This is a genomic window from Qipengyuania citrea, assembly GCF_024171405.1.
Taxonomy (GTDB): domain Bacteria; phylum Pseudomonadota; class Alphaproteobacteria; order Sphingomonadales; family Sphingomonadaceae; genus Qipengyuania; species Qipengyuania profunda.
In genome coordinates, this window is record NZ_JALJZT010000002.1 from 1,397,639 (window position 1) to 1,416,332 (window position 18,694).

The 18,694-nt window shown below is 62.9% G+C and carries 17 protein-coding genes and 1 tRNA gene; 10 read left to right on the forward strand and 8 right to left on the reverse strand.

The genetic code is table 11. The features are described from left to right. Nucleotides 1-205: 205 nt before the first annotated feature. Complete coding sequence (locus J2S32_RS07680; protein ID WP_156493924.1) at nucleotides 206-403, reverse strand: hypothetical protein; 198 nt, start codon at nucleotides 401-403, stop codon at nucleotides 206-208. A gap of 499 nt (nucleotides 404-902) precedes the next feature. Between J2S32_RS07680 and J2S32_RS07685 the strand changes: the two genes are divergently transcribed. After that, entirely contained in the window at nucleotides 903-2,216 is a 1,314-nt protein-coding gene (locus J2S32_RS07685; RefSeq protein WP_156493923.1) for a S1 family peptidase, read from the forward strand. Between the two features lie 101 nt (nucleotides 2,217-2,317). Beyond that, nucleotides 2,318-2,647, forward strand: coding sequence for a hypothetical protein (locus tag J2S32_RS07690; RefSeq protein WP_063511174.1), 330 nt, complete (start codon nucleotides 2,318-2,320; stop codon nucleotides 2,645-2,647). A gap of 234 nt (nucleotides 2,648-2,881) precedes the next feature. Here the strand turns inward: J2S32_RS07690 and J2S32_RS07695 are convergent, their stop codons facing one another. The 3 genes from J2S32_RS07695 to J2S32_RS07705 all read right to left on the reverse strand — a co-directional run bounded on the left by J2S32_RS07695 (nucleotide 2,882) and on the right by J2S32_RS07705 (nucleotide 5,534). Continuing rightward, nucleotides 2,882-3,820, reverse strand: coding sequence for a HEPN domain-containing protein (locus J2S32_RS07695; RefSeq protein WP_253519838.1), 939 nt, complete (start codon nucleotides 3,818-3,820; stop codon nucleotides 2,882-2,884). 329 nt (nucleotides 3,821-4,149) lie between these two features. Then, entirely contained in the window at nucleotides 4,150-5,343 is a 1,194-nt protein-coding gene (locus J2S32_RS07700) for a tyrosine-type recombinase/integrase (RefSeq protein WP_367398975.1), read from the reverse strand. 100 nt (nucleotides 5,344-5,443) lie between these two features. Continuing rightward, nucleotides 5,444-5,534, reverse strand: a tRNA-Ser gene (locus tag J2S32_RS07705). Between the two features lie 310 nt (nucleotides 5,535-5,844). On the opposite strand from J2S32_RS07705, the gene J2S32_RS07710 reads away from it, so the two are divergent. Continuing rightward, nucleotides 5,845-6,897: a peptidylprolyl isomerase gene (locus tag J2S32_RS07710; RefSeq protein ID WP_253519842.1), complete on the forward strand. Its 1,053-nt coding sequence runs from the start codon at nucleotides 5,845-5,847 to the stop codon at nucleotides 6,895-6,897. Continuing rightward, nucleotides 6,894-7,211, forward strand: coding sequence for a DUF1905 domain-containing protein (locus J2S32_RS07715; RefSeq protein WP_253519846.1), 318 nt, complete (start codon nucleotides 6,894-6,896; stop codon nucleotides 7,209-7,211). The genes J2S32_RS07710 and J2S32_RS07715 overlap by 4 nt, the downstream gene beginning before the upstream one ends. On the opposite strand, the gene J2S32_RS07720 is transcribed toward J2S32_RS07715, so the two are convergent. After that, nucleotides 7,208-7,573 carry a VOC family protein gene (locus J2S32_RS07720; protein WP_253519852.1) on the reverse strand — a complete coding sequence of 122 codons (366 nt, stop codon included), beginning with the start codon at nucleotides 7,571-7,573 and terminating at the stop codon, nucleotides 7,208-7,210. The two genes, J2S32_RS07715 and J2S32_RS07720, sit on opposite strands and share 4 nt — an antisense overlap. Continuing rightward, entirely contained in the window at nucleotides 7,570-9,660 is a 2,091-nt protein-coding gene (locus tag J2S32_RS07725; RefSeq protein ID WP_253523014.1) for a RelA/SpoT family protein, read from the reverse strand. The genes J2S32_RS07720 and J2S32_RS07725 overlap by 4 nt, the downstream gene beginning before the upstream one ends. Before the next feature lie 124 nt (nucleotides 9,661-9,784). Here J2S32_RS07725 and fumC point away from each other — a divergent pair, with 124 nt between their 5' ends. After that, nucleotides 9,785-11,170 (forward strand): class II fumarate hydratase, encoded by a 1,386-nt coding sequence (gene fumC / locus J2S32_RS07730; protein ID WP_253519855.1) that lies wholly within the window; start codon nucleotides 9,785-9,787, stop codon nucleotides 11,168-11,170. Nucleotide 11,171: 1 nt separating this feature from the next. Here the strand turns inward: fumC and J2S32_RS07735 are convergent, their stop codons facing one another. Beyond that, nucleotides 11,172-13,076: a M1 family metallopeptidase gene (locus J2S32_RS07735; RefSeq protein WP_253519858.1), complete on the reverse strand. Its 1,905-nt coding sequence runs from the start codon at nucleotides 13,074-13,076 to the stop codon at nucleotides 11,172-11,174. Between the two features lie 176 nt (nucleotides 13,077-13,252). On the opposite strand from J2S32_RS07735, the gene J2S32_RS07740 reads away from it, so the two are divergent. Beyond that, nucleotides 13,253-14,146, forward strand: coding sequence for a glycoside hydrolase family 16 protein (locus J2S32_RS07740; RefSeq protein WP_253519861.1), 894 nt, complete (start codon nucleotides 13,253-13,255; stop codon nucleotides 14,144-14,146). On the opposite strand, the gene hemF is transcribed toward J2S32_RS07740, so the two are convergent. Then, complete coding sequence (hemF, locus tag J2S32_RS07745) at nucleotides 14,147-15,019, reverse strand: oxygen-dependent coproporphyrinogen oxidase (protein WP_253519864.1); 873 nt, start codon at nucleotides 15,017-15,019, stop codon at nucleotides 14,147-14,149. It lies immediately after the preceding gene. A gap of 45 nt (nucleotides 15,020-15,064) precedes the next feature. On the opposite strand from hemF, the gene pdeM reads away from it, so the two are divergent. From pdeM to J2S32_RS07765, 4 genes are all read left to right on the forward strand, one after another. Further along, the gene (pdeM, locus tag J2S32_RS07750) at nucleotides 15,065-15,769 is read left to right on the forward strand and encodes a ligase-associated DNA damage response endonuclease PdeM (protein ID WP_253519868.1); all 705 of its coding nucleotides are present in this window, start codon (nucleotides 15,065-15,067) and stop codon (nucleotides 15,767-15,769) included. Further along, on the forward strand, nucleotides 15,769-16,203 hold the full coding sequence (locus J2S32_RS07755) for a hypothetical protein (protein ID WP_253519871.1): 435 nt from the start codon (nucleotides 15,769-15,771) through the stop codon (nucleotides 16,201-16,203). Before pdeM ends, J2S32_RS07755 begins: the two co-directional genes overlap by 1 nt. Before the next feature lie 154 nt (nucleotides 16,204-16,357). Beyond that, on the forward strand, nucleotides 16,358-16,876 hold the full coding sequence (gene infC / locus J2S32_RS07760; RefSeq protein ID WP_082835772.1) for a translation initiation factor IF-3: 519 nt from the start codon (nucleotides 16,358-16,360) through the stop codon (nucleotides 16,874-16,876). A 137-nt stretch (nucleotides 16,877-17,013) separates the two neighbouring features. After that, nucleotides 17,014-18,423, forward strand: a complete 1,410-nt coding sequence (locus J2S32_RS07765) for an SLC13 family permease (protein ID WP_253519875.1) — start codon at nucleotides 17,014-17,016, stop codon at nucleotides 18,421-18,423. The last annotated feature ends 271 nt before the right edge of the window (nucleotides 18,424-18,694 follow it).

Genomic DNA, 18,694 nt, shown 5'->3' on the forward strand with positions numbered 1-18,694 from the left:
CCATCGGTACAGAGTATCGGTCAATACGGTTCAGCTGCGCTACAAGACGTTTCTACGCTGGAGCTGCCGTATGCGCGCCGGAGCGCCGGCACCCTGCTGACGGGATCCCGGACGGATCTGCTGGTACCGTTACGGACCGGTATAGATCAGTGAGCGGGAGGAATATTTCGGTCCATGACAGCTGCAAAATCCGAGCGCCGTCGCATCAGGGTTTGAAAACAAAGAACAATCTGCAAAACCGCCGTCTTGAATAGGACCAAGCCGGCGCTTTTTCCTCAACAAAACCAACCACATGCAGCCCGACCGACGGCGCTGCTTTTATCTTGCCATGCAGCTTCTTCTCCCAAACCAGACGCTCACGGACGATAATCCGCTCGCGACATACACCGGGAATTCTCTGCATGGCTCGTGTGTTCGGGGTGCATTGGTGCTGCTCACCAGGGCATCATGACTATGCAAAAGCGCGGTCAAGCGACCGCATTTCGACCTGCCAATCCGACCGTTAGCCTGCAGAGCTGCCTCGCGCCAAGCGTGGGCGAGCGTCGCTTGCCGCGCACACAACTTGCATTTGGACGTGTACCAAACTTGCAGGGAGCAACCTTGTCGAACGCAATTGCGACACAGTTACTCTGGCGGACTAGACGCTGACGATCGGAGCTTAGTGCCCAAAGCGGATCCGACGGACTGCTGGCCGAGTGTTCGTGCGACTGCTTTTAGGGGAATCATGAAGATGCTCGAATGTCCGATATTGGGGTGGAAAGCGGACTGACGGGTTGTGGTAGTTAGATGCATTAAGCGGACGTTCGCCCGATGACGCAGTTTGGGCCGATACCTGATCCGGCCGACATACCTGGACGGAACGAAAAATCTTCGTCTTCATCAGAGTTTGAAGGGAATAGCTTATGAAGACAGGCGTAATCTCGGCTGCGATAGTGGCGCTGTCGCCATCGTTCGCCCTGGCACAAGCCGGAGGACCTCCACCAACGCCGCCCGAGCTAAATGACGAGGCAATCGCAAAAGGTAGGTCGTCCGACACTTCGCGCGCTTACGCCGAAGCTTTCGGGGTCAACGCGACCGAAGCCAAAGACCGACTGGCCGCGCAAGATAGAGCCGTGGTGTATGCCGAAGGTCTATTGAGTTCTGAACCGTCGGGTTTTGTCGATCTTGAAATTCAGCACGAGCCGAATTTCAAGATCGTCGTCTATTACAACAAATCGATCGACCGGCAAAAGCTGACCAGCGCAGCGCCGGTGGAATTGCGGCGCTATCTGGTATTTAATCCGATCAACAAAGCCCGGGACGAAATTCGGGCCGACCGCCAAGCTGTTTCGCAGGCGCTGACTGCCGCCGGGCTGCAATACGGTCTCGAATTTTCCTTACGGAAGGGCGAATTCATCCTGGGGATACCGGCCAACGCCGATGAAGCGCGGTACCGCGCCGTGTTACCGACCCTGACACGAGCTAATATCAGCGTCGTGCGAGGGGCAACCAGCGTCGATGCCGCCGGACTTTATGGCGGGTACTGGTTCGAAGCCGAGTTTTACTGCACGGCCGGGTGGCCCGTTCGTAACTCTGCCGGCACCGAAGGCCTTCTGACGGCCGGACATTGTGGCCCTCCTTACGAAATGAATTTTTCTTGGAGCAGCGAGCGTCCCGTCTTGGCGCCGGCATGGGCACGAAAGGACGAGTTGCGCGGCTACCAGACCCTCGACCATGCAATGTATCCCTTGGGGCAGCACACTACGACGCGGGTCATCAATATCGAGAACAATCGCGTCTATCGCGGTGAGACGAATACGGTGCCGGGCATTGTTACGGCATTCTACGAGATCGCCAGTCCGCGCCAACCGGTTCGTGGCCAATATCTCTGCAAGATGGGTTCGACGACGGGCTTAACCTGCGGGATTGTGGCCGACATCAACTTTAATGGCGACGGGCAATGGAATGTCGTAAAGGTGAGCCAATCCGCACAAAGGCATATTGCCGAAGGCGGGGATAGCGGCGGCCCCGTCTTTTCGTGGAGTTCCGACGGCTCGATGGTGCATCCGATCGGCATCATGAAGCGCACCGCACGCGTGAATGACCAAGTATGTCGGAATAGCAGCACCACAGCATCGAACAACACGACCTGCTACTTCACGTTCATCCCGCTTACGACGATACGCGCTTACGATCCCTTTCAGGTCAATACGGTAGACGGGTTTCGTTCGCCATGAGGCCCTTGGTCCCTGCTTCGGTTGTATCGCTTGCTCTCGCGGTATCCCCTGCTGCCTGTACCCAGCCGGGCACCGGAGCTGCACAAACTCCGGTGCCGGTGATGGCCGATTACGATCAATCTTTCGACGCCATCGCCTTCTTGGGGAAACTGCAACGTGACGAAGAGTGTATTGTTCTGATCGGCTCGGACGGAACGCGGTATGTGCCGGTCTTTCGTAAATCGGCAGATGCAACCGAACTGGCCCGCAAATTCGATCTGGTCAGCGGCGAGACGGTGACGGTCAACGGAATGAACCGCTTCCCGAGCGATGGGCCCGCTGCCGAAAATTTTCGCCCTTGGGCAAAGTGTGGGACTTACTTTTTTACGTATGGCGGTATCGATAGCGGATGGAGAAAGCCTCCCCGCCCGGCCAACGTGCCGGAAGGGTAGGCGAGAGAATGCACGTGCCTGAGAAAGGCGGCTGACTATAAAGATTTGTATGACAGGACAATAAGTTGCCATGCAGACCTCCATAACTTTTGCGCGTAAAGCCCTCTGAGCCCGGTCCAATGGCCGCTTTTAGGTAGGGCGTAGGTCACGGTGATTGACCGCGTTCGGGTCGTAAGCGGAATGGCTGCTTTCGGCACGTGTCTCGCAAAAGCGGCCGAGCGTTCGTTGCGTCGATTATCGTTTGTCTGGCCTCGCGTTAGCTTCGGACTTTAGTTTTCTGAGGCGCTCGGAGCACACCTCATGCACCACTCGGCCAAGCTCTTCGACCTGCTCACCGAGCCACTCGAGCTCTTCCTTGGTAATTCGGTAATGCTTAGAGTAGCGCGCTTTCACGTATGCTTCCTTGAGCTTCTCGAACCGCGAGCGATCCTTACGGTTGTCGCGCGGCCAGACGTAAGTGAGACGATGATCAATCCGCTCGGCCTGAGTGCGCAAGAAACCCAAGTTGTGGACATGGGGAGTGTAGAAAGTGCAGACCAGCAGTACACAATGATACAAGCTTTCCGCAGCTTGATGCATTAAGAACGCTGCTCTCTTATACCGTCCCTTATCCAAAAGATGATTAGCGCTGTCGACGAAATCGGTCGCTCCGGGCAGCCACTCGTCAAAATACTCCTGCGCCATGGCTAGCGCCTGCGTGGGTGTCTTGGGTTTCGGCGTATGGAGTTCGCTGTCGTCGGACTGGTAGAGCGCGACCCCGTCCTGCTTCACATCCATGAAGAAATAGCGGCCATGGGCTAACCCGTCGTTCACTTCCTGAAGCGTGTGGACGATGAAGTTCACCGGCGTGTGCAGCGTGCCGGTCACGCCGTATTCGCGCATTAACCGGTCATCGAGCTTCGACCAGTACTTGACCCGGTCGGTCAGCCGCTTGTCGTTGACAATGATGAGCAGGTCGTAGTCCGACTGGTAACCCTTGGCCGTGTGCGGTTCGTCGACCCACGTCCCGCGTGCATAGCTGCCGTACAGGATGACCTTGAGGATCCGGCCGGCCTTCTTCCAATCGTGCTTGGCCAAAGCAAAAGCGTCGTCGAACTCTTCAAAGATCAGCTGCACCACGCGTTCGATCTCGCGCTGCTTTTGCGGGGGAAGATGATCGAAGTCGGTCTTCATCGCTCAAACCTTAGCAAGCTGTTCGAGGGGTTGCACCTGCCGTGTGCGGGAGCGCGTGGCGACGGCGCCACCTAGGTCGCTGAGAAGCCGTGCACAGACGGCTTCGCGTTAGTAACAATCCGATAAGGATTGTTGTTAGCTTAGTTAAGGGGCGCTGGAGCCCAGCATTTCTGCGGGTTTGAGGCCGGTTTCGGTTACCGATAGACCGAACTTCCGGTTCCCGATAGACCGAGCTCCCGGGTTCCCGATAGACCGAATATTGCACAGCCTTATCCACAGGGCCGCCGTCCCGTCTCCGGGGATACGCCATGGTCTACGCTCCATCGCCTTTATCCTCCTTTGCAGCAATTCGCTGCCCAGTCTTCCATCAGCAGCCTGCGCTTTTCCAGCAGATTGCCGCGCCGGTAGGCTGCCTCGGTCTTGTCCTTCACCACATGGGCCAGCGCTGCTTCTGCGACATCGCTCGGGTGGTTGGTCTCCTCGCTCGCCCAATCGCGGAAGGCCGAGCGGAACCCGTGAACCGTGCAACTCTCCTTCATCTCGCGCAGCAGCTTGGTAAGCGTCATGTCGGACATCGCCTTCCTCCCCCGCATCCCGGGAAAGGCGAGGTCACAGTTCCTGATCCGCAGTTCCATGCAGCGCTCGATAATCCGTATCGCCCGATCGCAGAGCGGCACGACATGCTCGCGATTGGCTTTCATCCGCTCTTTGGGGATGGTCCATAGTTTCTCATTGAGATCGAACTCGTCAAAGACCGCATGGCGCACTTCGCCCGAGCGGGCAGCGGTGAGGATCGCAAACTCCAGCGCCAGCCTGCTGTAGCTCTCGCGCTCGCGCAGGCGCGGGATGAAGTCAGGCAGCTTCGCATAGGCCATAGCCGCGAAGTGCCCTTCCTGCCTGGGCTGACGTGGCAGGCCCTTGCTGATCGCGCGCATGGGCGCCTCGCTGTCGCGGTATCCGGAGGCATAGGCCCAGTCGAGCACTGTTCCGATCCGCTGGCGCACCCGGCGCGCGGTTTCTGGCTTTGCCAGCCAGATCTCGGCCAGCACGTTGCGGATCATGGGGCCCGTGATGTCATTAACCTGCACGTTGCCCAGATGCGGGAAGGCGTAAGCCTCCAGCGTCCTGATCCATTGCTTCTCGTGCTTCTCGTTGCGCCAGGTCGATCTATGCTGTGCGAGTACCTTCGCGGTCGCCTCGCGAAACGTGGGAATGCCTTGTGCCTTCCTGCGTTCAAACAAAGGATCGAGTCCGAGTTCGACCCAGGTCCGGATCTCCCGCGCCCGCTCTCGCGCAATTGCGAGCGATATCTTCGATGCACTGCCCAGACCAAAATCGCGGCGATTGCCGCTTTTCTGAACCCGGACCATCCAGCTCTTCGTGCCCGACGGCTTCACCACCAGATAAAGCCCATCTCCGTCGCCTATCCTGCCGGGTCTCGTCGCGGCCTTAACCGCTGTTGCCGAAAGCTTTCCCATGACTCGAATTCTCCCACATTTATTCCCACAAATCCAATCGGACACCGATGGATGAGCAAGGACAGTGTGGGACCCGAATCACCTGATAAGCCGCGCAAATTCTTGGCTTTCTCGGGTCGCCGGTGGAAAATAGGGGAAAGGGTGGTGGCGGAGCAGGAGGGATTCGAACCCTCGATACGGGGTTACCGTATACACACTTTCCAGGCGTGCGCCTTCGACCACTCGGCCACTGCTCCGCGTTCCTGCCCGGCCCACCGCGCTTCGCGTTCATCGAGACCGCGATCCGGAGAACCCGACCCCAGCGCTCACACCATGAAGCGATAGGGCTGACAAGAAGGCGCGCGTCTAGCGGCGCTGCGGGGGAATCGCAAGCCGCTGCGGAACCGGGATGGTCGGGCAGGCGTTTTTCGTAGTACAAGCCGGTTCAACGACGGTGCTGCGCGGATCAGGCATCCCCTGCGAACACCGTCTCGAAGCCCCCTCCCGCCCCTTCAATGTGCGAGAGGGGGCTTTTGTTTTGCCCGGGCGGGTGGCACCCCTTCTTCCATGACTAGATCGCTTCTCCCCCTCGCCGCGCTGCTTGCGCTGGGTTCACCCGTAATGGCGCAAGAGGAGACAGCCGCGCCCTCTCCCAATCAAATCGTGGAGGAGGCCGCGCACGAAGAATGGGTGGCGATTGCGCCCGAAGACCTGCTGGTGATGACGCTAGCACCGGCAGCGGACGGCAGCACGCGCAGGGTGGTGATCCAGCTGATGCCCGCGCCCTTCAGCCAAGGCTGGGTCGAAAACATTCGCACGCTCGCGCGCGCCGGGTGGTACGACGGCATCACCGTCAACCGGGTGCAGGACAATTACGTCGTCCAGTGGGGCGATCCCAATTACGACAATCCCGAGGCGGAGGGTAAGGCGAAGCCGTTGCCCGAAGGGCTCGAGGTGATGGGAGAAGCTGAGTATACGACCCCCTCTTTTGTCCCCCCCGCATCATCGATAAAGCACGAATTGCAGGGCGCGGCGACGATGTCCGGCCTGATCGCAGCTGGGGTCAATGTTGATGCATTGATGGCGGAGCCCGAACCCACACAGACCTCTGAGGCGAGACGAGCCCTAGCAGATCGTTACTCCCGGTTTGCCGCATTCACACAGGGTTGGCCAATTGGGGGGCGTGACGAAGAATTCTGGCCCGTCCACTGCTACGGCATGGTCGGTGTAGGCCGCGGGATGTCGCCCGACACGGGATCGGGCGCGGAACTCTATACGGTAATAGGCCATGCGCCGCGCCATCTCGATCGCAATATCGCGTTGGTCGGGCGCATCGTGGACGGGATGGAGCATCTATCCTCGCTCCCACGTGGCTCGGGCGCGCTGGGCTTCTACACCACCGAGGAATCGGACAAGCGCACACCGATCCTTTCGGTGCGCTTGGCCAGCGATCTGCCCGAGGCCGAGAGGCCCGCCTTCGAATATCTCTCGACCGAGAGCGAGACATTCGCGCGCTATGCCGATGCTCGCGCCAACCGCCGCGATCCGTTCTTTATCCAACCCGCAGGCGGGGCAGATATCTGCAACATACCCGTCCCCGTGCGCCGGGTGGCCGATTGAGCGAAAGCGTCTTCGTAGTCGCGCCCTTGTGGCGCTGGACCGCGAAGAACGGCGTCAGCTGGTTTTTCGTGACCATCGACGGTGAGGAAGGCGAGGAGCTCTCGGCGACCGAAGCGATGCGGCGGCTCGAACTGGGCGGCCAGCGCGGTTTCCGCTCGCTCAAGGTCGAGGCACGGATTGGCGCAACCGTATGGCAGACATCGTGTTTCCCGCGCGACGAGGGCGGCTGGCTGCTGCCGGTCAAGGCAGCGGTGCGCAAGGCGGAAGCGACCACCGAGGGTGACCCGGTCGCAGTAACGCTGCGCCCGCTCTAGACCCGCTGCATCAATTCGATGCGATTGCCGAAGGGGTCGGCGATATCCCCGCGCACATAGCCTTCGAGCGGCTTGCCCGGCTTGAATCGGATACCCGCTTCGCCCAGCCGCGCGACCAGCGCGGCGAGGTCGCCGACGATCAGCGCGGGGTGCGCGCGGCGCGCGGGCAGGAAGGCATCCTCGACCCCACAATGGATCGCCACCTGGCCGCGTTCGAACCAGCAACCGCCATTGACCGCGAGCTGGGCGGGCTTGGCGACCTCTTCCAGCCCCATGAGATCGATCCAGAAGCGCCGCGCATGCGGTTCCCCGCCATGCGGCATCGCCAGCTGGACATGGTCGATGCCCAGCACGCCGGTCATACGCGTTCGGCCTGCGCGATCGAATCGCTGGCCCGCAGCGCGCTGAGAATGCGGGTAAGATGCGGCACGTCCTGCACTTCGAGGTCGATTTCGTAAGTGGTGAAGGGATGGTCGAGCTGGGTCTGCTCGAGGCTGGTCACATTGACGTGGTTCTGCGCGAAGATGCCTGCCATTTCGGCCAGCGTTCCGGGCCGGTCGTACAGCGTGACACGCAGCCGCCCGACCGCGCCGCGCGAGCGTTTGCCCCACGACAGGTCGAGCCAGTCGCTGTCGATCCCGCTGGCGAGGTGGTTGCAGTCGATCGTATGGACCTCGACGCCTTCGCCGGGCTTGCGCAGGCCCACGATCCGGTCGCCAGGAACCGGGTGGCAGCATTCGGCGAGCTGGAAGCCGACCCCCGGGGTCAGCCCGCGGATCGACAGCGCCTTGCCGCTCTTGGCCCAGTCGGGCTCGTTTTCGAGCTCGGCGGTGCAGCCGGGGACCAGCGCTTCCATAACCGCGCGATCCTCGATCTTGGCCGCACCGATGGCGTAAAAGAGGTCCTCTTCCTCTTCCATCTCCAACCGTTTCAAGGCTTCGCGCAGTGCCTTCTTGCCGACCTTGGCGGGCACACGCAGCGCGATCTCGTCGAACAGTTTCTGCCCGATCTCCGCCACTTCGGCGCGTTCCTTGAGCCGGACTGCGCGGCGAATGGAGGCGCGCGCCTTGCCGGTCACGACGAAGCCCAGCCAGCTCAGCTGCGGATCGGCATTGTCGCTTTTGATGATCTCGACCACGTCGCCATTGTTGAGCTGCGTGCGCAGCGGCATGTGCCGCCCGTTGATCTTCGCGCCCACCGTCTGCGCGCCGAGGTCGGTATGCACGGCAAAGGCGAAATCGACCGGAGTCGCCCCCTTGGGCAGCTGGAACAGCGCGCCCTTGGGCGTGAAGGCAAAGATGCGATCCTGGTAGATCGCCAGGCGCGTGTGTTCGAGCAGCTCTTCGGGATCGTGGCTCGCGTCGACGATCTCAATCAGGTCGCGCAGCCAGCCGACCTGCCCGTCGGGCCGTTCATCCTGCTTGTAGGCCCAGTGCGCGGCGAAGCCGAATTCGTTCACCCGGTGCATCTCGCGCGTGCGGATCTGCACTTCGACGCGCATCGACTTGCCGTAGATCAGCGAGGTGTGGAGCGACCGATAGCCGTTGTTCTTCGGCGTCGAGATGTAGTCCTTGAACTTGCCCGGGAGGAACTGCCATGTCGTATGCAGCACCCCCAGCGCGCGGTAGCAGTCGGCCACATCTTCGCAGATGATGCGAAAGGCCATGATATCGGTGACCTGTTCGAACGAGACATGGCGTTCGGCCATCTTGCGCCAGATAGAATAGGGGTGCTTTTCGCGCCCCGAAACCTCGCTGGTGATCCCCGCCTCGAGCAGCGCGTGCTTCATGTCGAGCGCGATGGCATCGACTTGGCCGCCATCCTCGCTGTGGATCTGATTGAGCCGCTGCGTGATCGTCTCGTATGCCTCGGGCTCGATCTGCTCGAAGGCGAGCATCTGCATCTCGCGCATATATTCATACAGACCGATGCGCTCGGCCAACGGGGCGTAGATATCCATCGTCTCGCGCGCGATGCGCTGGCGCTTCTCGGGTTTCTTGATGAAGTGCAGCGTGCGCATATTGTGCAGCCGGTCACCCAGCTTGACCAGCAGCACGCGGATGTCCTCACTCATCGCCAGCAGGAACTTGCGCAGGTTTTCCGCCGCGCGCTCGTTCTCGGGCATCTGCTCGATCTTCGACAGCTTGGTCACCCCGTCGACCAGCCGCGCGACATCCTTGCCGAAGTGCTTTTCGATATCGTCGATCGTCGCCAGCGTGTCTTCCACCGTATCGTGGAGCAGCGCGGTCGCGATGGTTTCCTGGTCGAGCTTGAGATCGGTCATCAGGCCGGCAACTTCGACCGGGTGGCTGAAATAGGGATCGCCGCTGGCGCGGGTCTGCGTGCCGTGCTTCTGCACGGTATAGACATAGGCGCGGTTGAGCATCGCCTCGTCGGCGTCGGGATCGTATTCCTTGACCCGCTCAACGAGTTCGTACTGGCGCAGCATATCTTCGAGATAGGTGCGCTTCACCCGCCTGAACAGATGGAATCTTCACGCAGGGCCGCTGCGGGTGGCATGCGCCGTGCAGCGATCCTACCTGTGCATCACATCATCCGGAGAGAGACAGGCCATGACCCAGACGCGCACCGAAACCGATTCCATCGGCCCCATCGAAGTCCCTGCCGACGCCTATTGGGGCGCGCAGACGCAGCGCAGCCTGACCAACTTCCCCTTCCCCGCGCACCAGCGCATGCCGATCCAGATCGTCCACGCGCAGGCGGCGGTCAAACAGGCAGCATCGCGGATCAACCGCCAGCACGGACTGGAGGCACCGCTCGCCGAGGCGATCGAGAGCGCCGCCACCGCGATCCGGGCAGGCGAATATGACGATCAGTTCCCGCTGACCATCTTCCAGACGGGCAGCGGCACGCAGACCAATATGAACGTCAACGAAGTGATCGCCGGGATCGCCAATGAAGCGCTGGCGGGCACGCGCGGCGGCAAGGAGCCGGTCCATCCCAACGACCATGTAAACCGCTCGCAAAGCTCGAACGACAGCTTCCCCACCGCGCTGCATGTCGCCGCCGCGCTGGCGTCGCGCGATGCGCTGCTGCCCGCACTCGACCGGCTGGTCGCAGCGCTCGATGCCAAGGCGCGGGCCTTTGCCGATATCGTCAAGATCGGCCGCACGCATACGCAGGACGCCACCCCGCTGACGCTGGGGCAGGAATTTTCCGGCTATGTCGCGCAGCTGACAAGCTGCCGGGTGCGGATCGAAAGCGCATTGGAGAACGACATCCGCAAGCTCGCGATCGGCGGCACCGCGGTCGGCACCGGGCTCAATGCGCCCGATGGCTGGGCCGCGGATATGGCCCGCGCGATCAGCGACATCACCGACTTCGCCTTCGAGCCTGCGCCCAACACCTTCGAACAGCTCGCTGCGAAGGACGGGCTGGTGTCCTTCTCGGGCGCGCTCAACACGCTCGCGGTGGCGCTCAACAAGATCGCCAACGATATCCGCTTCCTCGCATCGGGTCCGCGCTCGGGCCTTGGCGAACTGTCGCTACCCGCGAACGAACCGGGCAGCTCGATCATGCCGGGCAAGGTCAACCCGACCCAGTGCGAGATGCTGACGATGGTCGCGGGCCAGGTGATCGGCAATCACCAGGCAGTGACGGTGGGCGGGATGCAGGGCCATTTCGAGCTCAACGTGTTCATGCCGCTGATCGGGTCGAACGTGATCCGCTCGGTCGAATTGCTCGCAATCGGGATGGAAGGTTTTGCCACCCGCTGCGTCGAGGGGATCGAGGCGAACGAGGAACAAATCGCCGCGCTGGTCGAACGCTCCTTGATGCTGGTGACGGCATTGGCGCCCGAGATCGGCTACGACAATGCCGCCAAGATCGCCAAGCATGCACACCAGACCGGCCAGACGCTCAAGCAGGCGGGCCTCGAGCTGGGGCTGGTGGACGAGCCGACCTTCGACCGCCTCGTCCGCCCCGCCGATATGGTGTGACCTAGCCCTCGGTCCCGAGAATGCGGTCGACCCCGCCGCGCGTTACCGCGTGGTAGCTGCCGCGGGTCTCGGCATAGATGCGCTGCGCGATCGGCCGGCCCCATTCGCCCTGGTCCCACAGCACCTGGAACAGCGGGCGCACGAATTTCGCGCGGCCGACCTCGGCGAGGAATTCCTCCGCCTGCGGCACCGCGGGTTCGTAGCGGTTGGCGAGCGCCAGTTCGAGCCACAGGAACAGCTCCTCGTTATTGCCCGTGCCCGACAGGCCCAGCGCGCCCTCGAGCGCGGCGAGTTGCCCGGCAGTACGCTGCTTGGGGATATTGTCGAGGAAACGCTGGCGCTCGGCGCTGCTCCACTGCGCATAGCCCGCCGGGATCGTGCCCTCGGCGGCATAGGCCGACACCGCGGCATCGACCGCAGCGAATGCCGCCGGGTCGGGCTTGGCCACATTCGCGGGCAGGCCCGGCTCGAAGATCCATTCGCGGAGTTGCAGCCGGTCGGCCTCGGCGTCGCCCCGCACCAGGTTTTCCATCATATCCGCGAGGAACAGCTCGCTGGTGGCGGGCTGGAAGGCATGGTTGTCGAACCACTGGCGCAGCCAGGCGTCGAAACGCTCGCGGCCGACCACGCTTTCGACCGTGCGCAGGAAGAACGCGCCCTTGTCATAGGCAATCGCGCTGCCGAGCTGGTAGCCACCATCGGTGCTCAGCGCGGTACCGGGGGCATCCTCGCCGACCTCGGCCAGCGTTTCCTCGATATTGGCGAACATCAGCGCGGCTTCCTGCTCGGCGCGCTGCTTGCCATAGACCGCCTCGACGATGCGGTTCTCGAAATAGGTGGTCACGCCCTCGTTGAGCCAGCTGTCACCCCACACCGCATTGGTGACGAGATTGCCCGACCAGCTATGTGCCAGTTCATGCGCGACGAGCCCGTTGTTCGATCGGTCGCCCGCGATGAAGGTCGGGGTGAGGAAGCTCATCACCGGGTTTTCCATCCCGCCATAGGGGAAGGCGGGCGGCAGCACGATCATGTCGTAGCGGCCCCAGCGGTATTCGCCGTAGAGTTCCTCCGCCGCGACGACCATTTCCTCGGTGTCGTTCACTTCGCGCCATGCCCGGTCGAGCGTGGCGGGTTCGGCCCAGACGCCGGTGCGCGGACCGATCGCGCGGAAATCGATATCGCCCGCCGCGATCGCGATGAGATAAGGCGGCACCGGCTTGTCCATCACGAAGGTAAAGGCACGGCGGCCGTTGCCGAGGTCCTCGGGTTCACCCTGGCGCACGCCGCTCATCACCACGTCGAGCGGCTCGGGCGCGGTGATGCGCGCTTCCCATGTCTGCCGGATGCCGGGGCTGTCCTGCGTCGGGATCCAGCTGCGATTGAGTATCGCCTGTCCTTGGCTGAATAGGAAGGGATGCACCCCGCCCTTGGTCTGTTCGGGGCTGAGCCATTGCAGCGCGCTGGCATCGGCGCGCGCGCGATAGGCGATGCGCAGCGTCTCCGCGCCGTCGAGGCGGATCGTCAGCGGCGCGCCCTTGCCGCCTTCGGCCACCGTTTCGCCTACCGTATGGGACAGCGCGCGGCCCTGCCCGTCGGTGACCTGCGCGATCTCCAGCCCGTTGGTGTCGAGCACGATCTCCTCAGCCCCCGGCGCGGCCAGCACGGTCAGTTCCGCTGTCCCGCCGACGCGCCTGGCGTCGAAATCGAGGTCGAGATCGAGCGCGACATGCGTCACCCGCGCGACCTGCGGCTGCGCATGGGTCAGCGTATCTACCGCCTCGGGCGAGGTGAGGATCGGCGCGACCATCGCTGCGGGAGGCGCGGTCGATACGACCGGTTCGCCCGGCACACCCGCGCAGGCGGTCGTGGCAAGCAGGATGGCGAGGCTGAAGACATGGCTGCGCATTGGGTTCTCTCTTGCATGATGGGCGCACCGGAACGGCGACAGATCGGAAATTCGCCGCGCTATATCAACGATCCCGCCACACCTTTCCAGCCCGCAGAGCGAATACCTATCCACGGACTTCCGAAACGCGCTCCAATGCGCAATGGTAACGTTATCAACGATTCGGGGAGGATCCTATGAACCGCTTTTCGATGCTCAGCCTCGGCTGCGCGCTTGCGCTGAGCTGCGCCGTCCCGGCACAGGCCACCGACACCGGGGAGGCACTGGCGCAGGCCATGACGCCCGAGCGCGAGCTGCTGTTCGCCGACGAATTCGATACCGGCACGCTCGACCGCGACAAATGGATCGTGATCGGGACCGACTTCTGGGTGAACAACGAGCAACAGGCCTATATCGACGACCCTTCGACCATCGCCTTTCGCGATGGTGTAGCGGGCGCCGATGGCGGCGTGCTGGTGCTGTGCCCTGTGTTCACGCCGGGCACTGATCCCAACAAGGACCGTGACGCGCCCTTCGTGTCGGGCCGGATCGAAAGCCAGGGCAAGTTCGACTTCACCCATGGCCGCGCCGAAGCGCGCATCAAACTGCCGGACAATGTCGGCGTGTGGCCCGCCTTCTGGCTGCTCGGCAACGGCCAATGGCCCGAGACGGGCGAAATCGACATCATGGAATATGTCGGCGAGAAGGACTGGATCGGGGTCGCGCTGCACGGCCCGGGCTATTCGGGCGAGACCCCGATCGTGAACAAGTTCTTCTTCCCCGAAGGGCTCGATGTGACGGGCTGGCACACCTATTCGGTCGAATGGACCGACCGCCAGGTCGATTTCATGGTCGACGGGCATGTGCTGTATCGGGCCACCCGGCCAATGGTTGAACATTACGGCGATTGGCGGTTCGACAATGCCAAATATCTGATCCTCAACTTCGCGATGGGCGGTGCGTATCCGGTCAAGACCAATGGCATCCAGAAGCCCTATGTCGGCATCCCGCAGGAAACCGTCGACGCGGTCGAGCGGGGCGAGGTCGAGATGCTGGTCGACTGGGTCCGGGTCTACGCACCGGAGGAGTGATCAGCTCCAGACCGCCTCGGGCGGCAGGCTCATCAAGATCGCGTCGATATTGCCGCCGGTCTTGAGGCCGAACAGCGTGCCACGGTCGTAGACGAGGTTGAACTCGGCATAGCGCCCGCGCCATTCGAGCTGGGTTTGCTTGTCCTGTGCCGTAAACGCGTTGTCCATCCGGCGGCGCACCAGCCGCGGGAAGATATCGAGAAAAGCCTCGCCCACGTCCTTGGTGAAAGCGAGATTGCGGTCGAACGCGGCCCCTTCGTCGACAGCGGGACCCTCGCATTCGAGGTGGTCGTAGAAGATCCCGCCCACCCCGCGGTGCACGCCGCGGTGGGGGATGTAGAAATAGTCGTCGGCCCACTTCTTGAAGCGTTCGTAATAGGTCGGGTTGTGCGCCGCGCAGGCCGCGCGGAAACAGGCGTGGAATTCGTCCGTGTCCTCGGCATAGGGGATCGGCGGATTGAGATCGGCCCCGCCGCCGAACCACGCCTTGCCGGTGGTCAGGAACCGCGTGTTCATATGCACGGCGGGCACATGCGGATTGGCCATATGCGCGACCAGGCTGATGCCGGTGGCGGTGAAACCCGGGCTGTCCGCGCTGGCGCCATTGATCGTGGCGGCGAATTCCTTCGCGAAATTGCCGCGCACGGTCGAGACGTTCACGCCGACCTTTTCGAACACCTTGCCCTTCATCAAGCCGCGCGTCCCGCCGCCAGGATCGGCATTGCCTTCCTCTTCGCGGTTCCAGCTGTCGTACTGGAAGCCGGCATCGCTGCCCGCTTCGCGCTCGATGGCTTCGAATTCGGCGCAGATGCGGTCGCGCAGGCTTTCGAACCAGGTGCGGGCGGTCTCGGTCTGCTGGGTCCAGTCGGTCATGGCAAAAGCCTTGCCATCCCCACTTCGCTACGGCAATAGCGAGCCATGGTTCCCCTTTCGTTCGCAGGCGAGGAATGGCTCCTCACCGAAGGCCGCGCGCTGTACTGGCCGCGCGAACGCGCGCTGCTGGTGGCCGACCTGCATCTGGAAAAAGGCAGTTTCTTCGCGCGGCACGGACAGTTGATCCCGCCCTATGACAGCCGCGAAACGCTGGAGCGCGTGGCGCTGGCGATCCGCGAAACGGGCGCGCGCCGGGTCATCACGCTGGGCGACAATTTCCACGATTCGGCCGGATCGACCCGGCTTGAAGAGCATGCTGCGGGGATGCTCCACGCGCTGACCCGCACGGTCGACTGGGTGTGGATCACCGGCAATCACGATCCCGAAATGGAAGCCCGCTGCGGCGGCACGCTGGCGGAAGAACTCGAGCTCGGCGGGCTGATCCTGCGCCACCGCGCCAAGGCGGGCGAAATCCGCCCGGAACTGTCGGGCCACTACCACCCCCGCCTCCAGCTCAAGGTGCGCCAGCGCCATATCCGTCGCCCCTGCGCGGTGGTCAGCGCGAACGATGGCCCCGGCGGCAAGCCGGGCGGACGCATGATCCTGCCCGCCTTCGGCGCCTTTACCGGGGGGATGGATGCCGCCGATCCGGCGATCCTGAAGGCGCTCCAGCCAGCGCAGCGGATCGATGCGGTGGTCCCGGCCAGGGGCCAGCTGGCGCGCTTCAACCTGTGGAACCGCGCTGCCTGATGGCGCTCCTCCCATTGAACTATGCCTTTGCCAGCCTGACGGTCTGGCATGTGGTCATTTGGCTAGCGCTAAGCGCGCCCATGCTGGCCCTCGCAACCGGAAAATCCGTTGGCGATAGGCTTACGGCCTTCGCGAACGGTGCTATTTTGATCGCGGTCATGTATTGCTGGGTAGCACCGATAGTCGGGCAGGCATTCGGTCAGAAATTCAGCTGGGCGCAAATCTGGCCGAGCGGTTTCATCCTCGCCACGGTGTTTACGGGCGCCGCGGCGCTCCACTTCTCAAAGCTGAGCTGGGGCCTAAGCTTCGCCATGATTTGCGTGGGGATACCATTTTTCGGATTTGGGTTTTCGGCAGCCTACTGGGCGCTGCCCCGCCTTACCGGTCCATGGTTGTTTGATCTGCCAGAAATGCCTTGGGGCGTATCGCTCTAACGCAACGCTCGCGCGCAAATATGCGCCCCATTCGCATAACACACTTCCGAATCCCCGGAACAATGCCTACATGCTGGCTTTCCGAATACCGCAACCAGTTCCGAATACGGCCACCAAAGGAGAGTGCCCCATAGCCCGTCCACCCCGGCGCAGCATGCAAATGCCCGTGAAAAGCGGCCCGCGCTACGATAACATGATCAATGTGCCGAAAGTCCGCGTGATCGACCACGAAGGCGAAAACATCGGCGTTATGTTCACCCGCGAAGCGGTCGAGCAGGCCAATGAACTTGGTCTCAACCTCGTCGAAGTGTCCCCCAATGCGGACCCGCCGGTGTGCAAGTTCCTCGATGTCGGCAAGCACCGCTACGAGGCGCAGAAAAAAGCCAACCTCGCCCGCAAGACGCAGAAGACCCAGGAAATCAAAGAGGTCAAGATGCGCCCGAACATCGACACCCACGATTACGAGGTGAAGATGCGCAATGTCGTCAAGTTCCTCGAGAACGGCGACAAGGTGAAGTGCACGCTGCGGTTCCGCGGCCGCGAAATGGCGCACCAGCAGCTCGGCATGGATCTCCTCAACCGCGTCCGCGACGATGTCGAGGAAATCGCCAAGGTCGAAGCCTTCCCGCGCCTCGAAGGGCGTCAGATGATTATGGTGCTCGCGCCCAAGTAAGGCGCACGCCACACTGCATTGCGAAAGGGCGGCGCTTCGGGGCCGCCCTTTTCGTATCGGGCATCCATGCGCCTGGCGCGTTGCCCCGTCCGCGCACCGCTGTTAGCAGTTCGCGCCAAGGGGGGAGATCGCAGCACATGGCGGCCAGACATATCGGATTGCTGGTGGGCGCTGCGGCGCTGCTGGCCAGCATTTTCCTGCCCACACCCGCGGGCATGGAGCGCGAGGCCTTTATCGTCGCCGGGCTGGTGGTGCTGATGGCCGCCTGGTGGATGACCGAGGCGCTGCCGCTGACCGCGACCGCGCTGATGCCGTTCATCGTGCTGCCCTTTGCCGGGGTGATGAGTGCCAAGGAAACCGCAAGCGCCTATTATTCCGACATCCTGTTCCTGCTGCTGGGCGGGGGGTTCATTGCGCTGGCGATCGAGCGCACCGGCCTGCATCGGCGGCTTGCGCTGGGGATCCTCAGCCTGCTTGGCGGGCGCGGCGGACAGGCCGGCCTGCTGCTGGCCTTCATGATCGCCGCCGCGATCCTGTCGATGCTGATTTCGAACACTTCCACCACCCTCATCATGATGCCCATGGCCGTCGCCGTCCTCGCGGGCGGCGGGGTGCTGGCCGGGGACCGCGACGGGCTGGCGGGCGCCTTGCCCATGGGGATCGCGTTTGCGGCCAGCATCGGCGGGCTCGGCACGCTGGTCGGATCGCCAACCAACGCTATTTCGGTGGGGCTGCTGGACACGATGATCGGCACACAGATCAGCTTTGCCGAATGGTCGTTCTACGGCTTCCCCATCGTGCTGCTCGGCGTCCCGCTCGCGGCTTTCCTCGTCGCGCGGGTCCAGCGCGTCTCGGCGCATCCCTTCGATGTCGCTGCAGCACGCGCCGCGGTGGCCAATGAACAGCCGATGGGGTCAGCCGAACGGCGGTTGATGATCGTCGTCGCGCTGACCTTTGCCGCCTGGATGACGCGGCTGGTGCTGGGACCCTACCTGCCGGAAGGGTCGTGGACCGATGGGACCATCGCCATCATCGCCAGCCTGGCGCTGTTCCTGTTGCCCGATGGCACCGGGCGGCCGCTGCTGGTGTGGGAAGAGGCCAACCGCGCGCCGTGGGGGGTCATCATGATGTTCGGCGGCGGGCTGGCACTGGCGGCGGGCATGAGCGCAAGCGGGCTGGCCGACTGGCTGGGCTATGCGCTGCTCCCGCTCGAGGCCTTTCCGCTCGTATTCGTCGCGCTTGCCGTGGTCGCCATGGTGGTGCTGATCACCGAGTTTGCCAGCAATGTCGCCACCGCCACCGGGATCATCCCGGTAATCGCCGCGCTGGTGGTCGCGCTGGGCGTCGATCCGATCCTGCTTGCCATGCCCGCGGCGCTTGCGGCGAGCTGGGGGTTCATGCTGCCCGCCGGCACCGGCCCCAATGCGATCGCCTGGTCGACCGGGCACATCCGCATCGACCGCATGGTCAAGGCCGGGCTGCTGCTCGACATCGTCGGGATTTTCATGGTCGTCGGCGTGGTGTGGGGCATGGCGGCGCTGGTCTAGCGCGAGGACGCGCGGCGCGGGGGTGCGAGAATTTCCTGCCCTGGCCCCTGCGCGCTAGAGCCCGCCGCATGCCCGGTGCATCGCATTTCCGCGCCTCTTGCCATGACTTATTGGCGGACCGCGCGTTTCTGCATCGGGACCGTGTTCCATGCGTTCCATCCTGTGGGGATCGTCGCAGTTGAAACCAACTTCGGTCCACCATATGGAATGCGCAATAGTGGCGGCCGGTGGAGAAGCGTTCCTGCGGAGGTTAGGAACGGGTGCCCCGGCC

What these genes read in the sequence shown, in the direction of transcription:
- J2S32_RS07680 (WP_156493924.1), bottom strand. Translation starts at nt 403, where the DNA reads ATGCAGAGAATTCCCGGTGTATGTCGCGAGCGGATTATCGTCCGTGAG.
- J2S32_RS07685 (WP_156493923.1), top strand. Translation starts at nt 903, where the DNA reads ATGAAGACAGGCGTAATCTCGGCTGCGATAGTGGCGCTGTCGCCATCG.
- J2S32_RS07690 (WP_063511174.1), top strand. Translation starts at nt 2,318, where the DNA reads ATGGCCGATTACGATCAATCTTTCGACGCCATCGCCTTCTTGGGGAAA.
- J2S32_RS07695 (WP_253519838.1), bottom strand. Translation starts at nt 3,820, where the DNA reads ATGAAGACCGACTTCGATCATCTTCCCCCGCAAAAGCAGCGCGAGATC.
- J2S32_RS07710 (WP_253519842.1), top strand. Translation starts at nt 5,845, where the DNA reads ATGACTAGATCGCTTCTCCCCCTCGCCGCGCTGCTTGCGCTGGGTTCA.
- J2S32_RS07720 (WP_253519852.1), bottom strand. Translation starts at nt 7,573, where the DNA reads ATGACCGGCGTGCTGGGCATCGACCATGTCCAGCTGGCGATGCCGCAT.
- J2S32_RS07725 (WP_253523014.1), bottom strand. Translation starts at nt 9,660, where the DNA reads ATGCTGCGCCAGTACGAACTCGTTGAGCGGGTCAAGGAATACGATCCC.
- fumC (WP_253519855.1), top strand. Translation starts at nt 9,785, where the DNA reads ATGACCCAGACGCGCACCGAAACCGATTCCATCGGCCCCATCGAAGTC.
- J2S32_RS07735 (WP_253519858.1), bottom strand. Translation starts at nt 13,076, where the DNA reads ATGCGCAGCCATGTCTTCAGCCTCGCCATCCTGCTTGCCACGACCGCC.
- J2S32_RS07740 (WP_253519861.1), top strand. Translation starts at nt 13,253, where the DNA reads ATGAACCGCTTTTCGATGCTCAGCCTCGGCTGCGCGCTTGCGCTGAGC.
- hemF (WP_253519864.1), bottom strand. Translation starts at nt 15,019, where the DNA reads ATGACCGACTGGACCCAGCAGACCGAGACCGCCCGCACCTGGTTCGAA.
- pdeM (WP_253519868.1), top strand. Translation starts at nt 15,065, where the DNA reads ATGGTTCCCCTTTCGTTCGCAGGCGAGGAATGGCTCCTCACCGAAGGC.
- J2S32_RS07755 (WP_253519871.1), top strand. Translation starts at nt 15,769, where the DNA reads ATGGCGCTCCTCCCATTGAACTATGCCTTTGCCAGCCTGACGGTCTGG.
- infC (WP_082835772.1), top strand. Translation starts at nt 16,358, where the DNA reads ATGCAAATGCCCGTGAAAAGCGGCCCGCGCTACGATAACATGATCAAT.
- J2S32_RS07765 (WP_253519875.1), top strand. Translation starts at nt 17,014, where the DNA reads ATGGCGGCCAGACATATCGGATTGCTGGTGGGCGCTGCGGCGCTGCTG.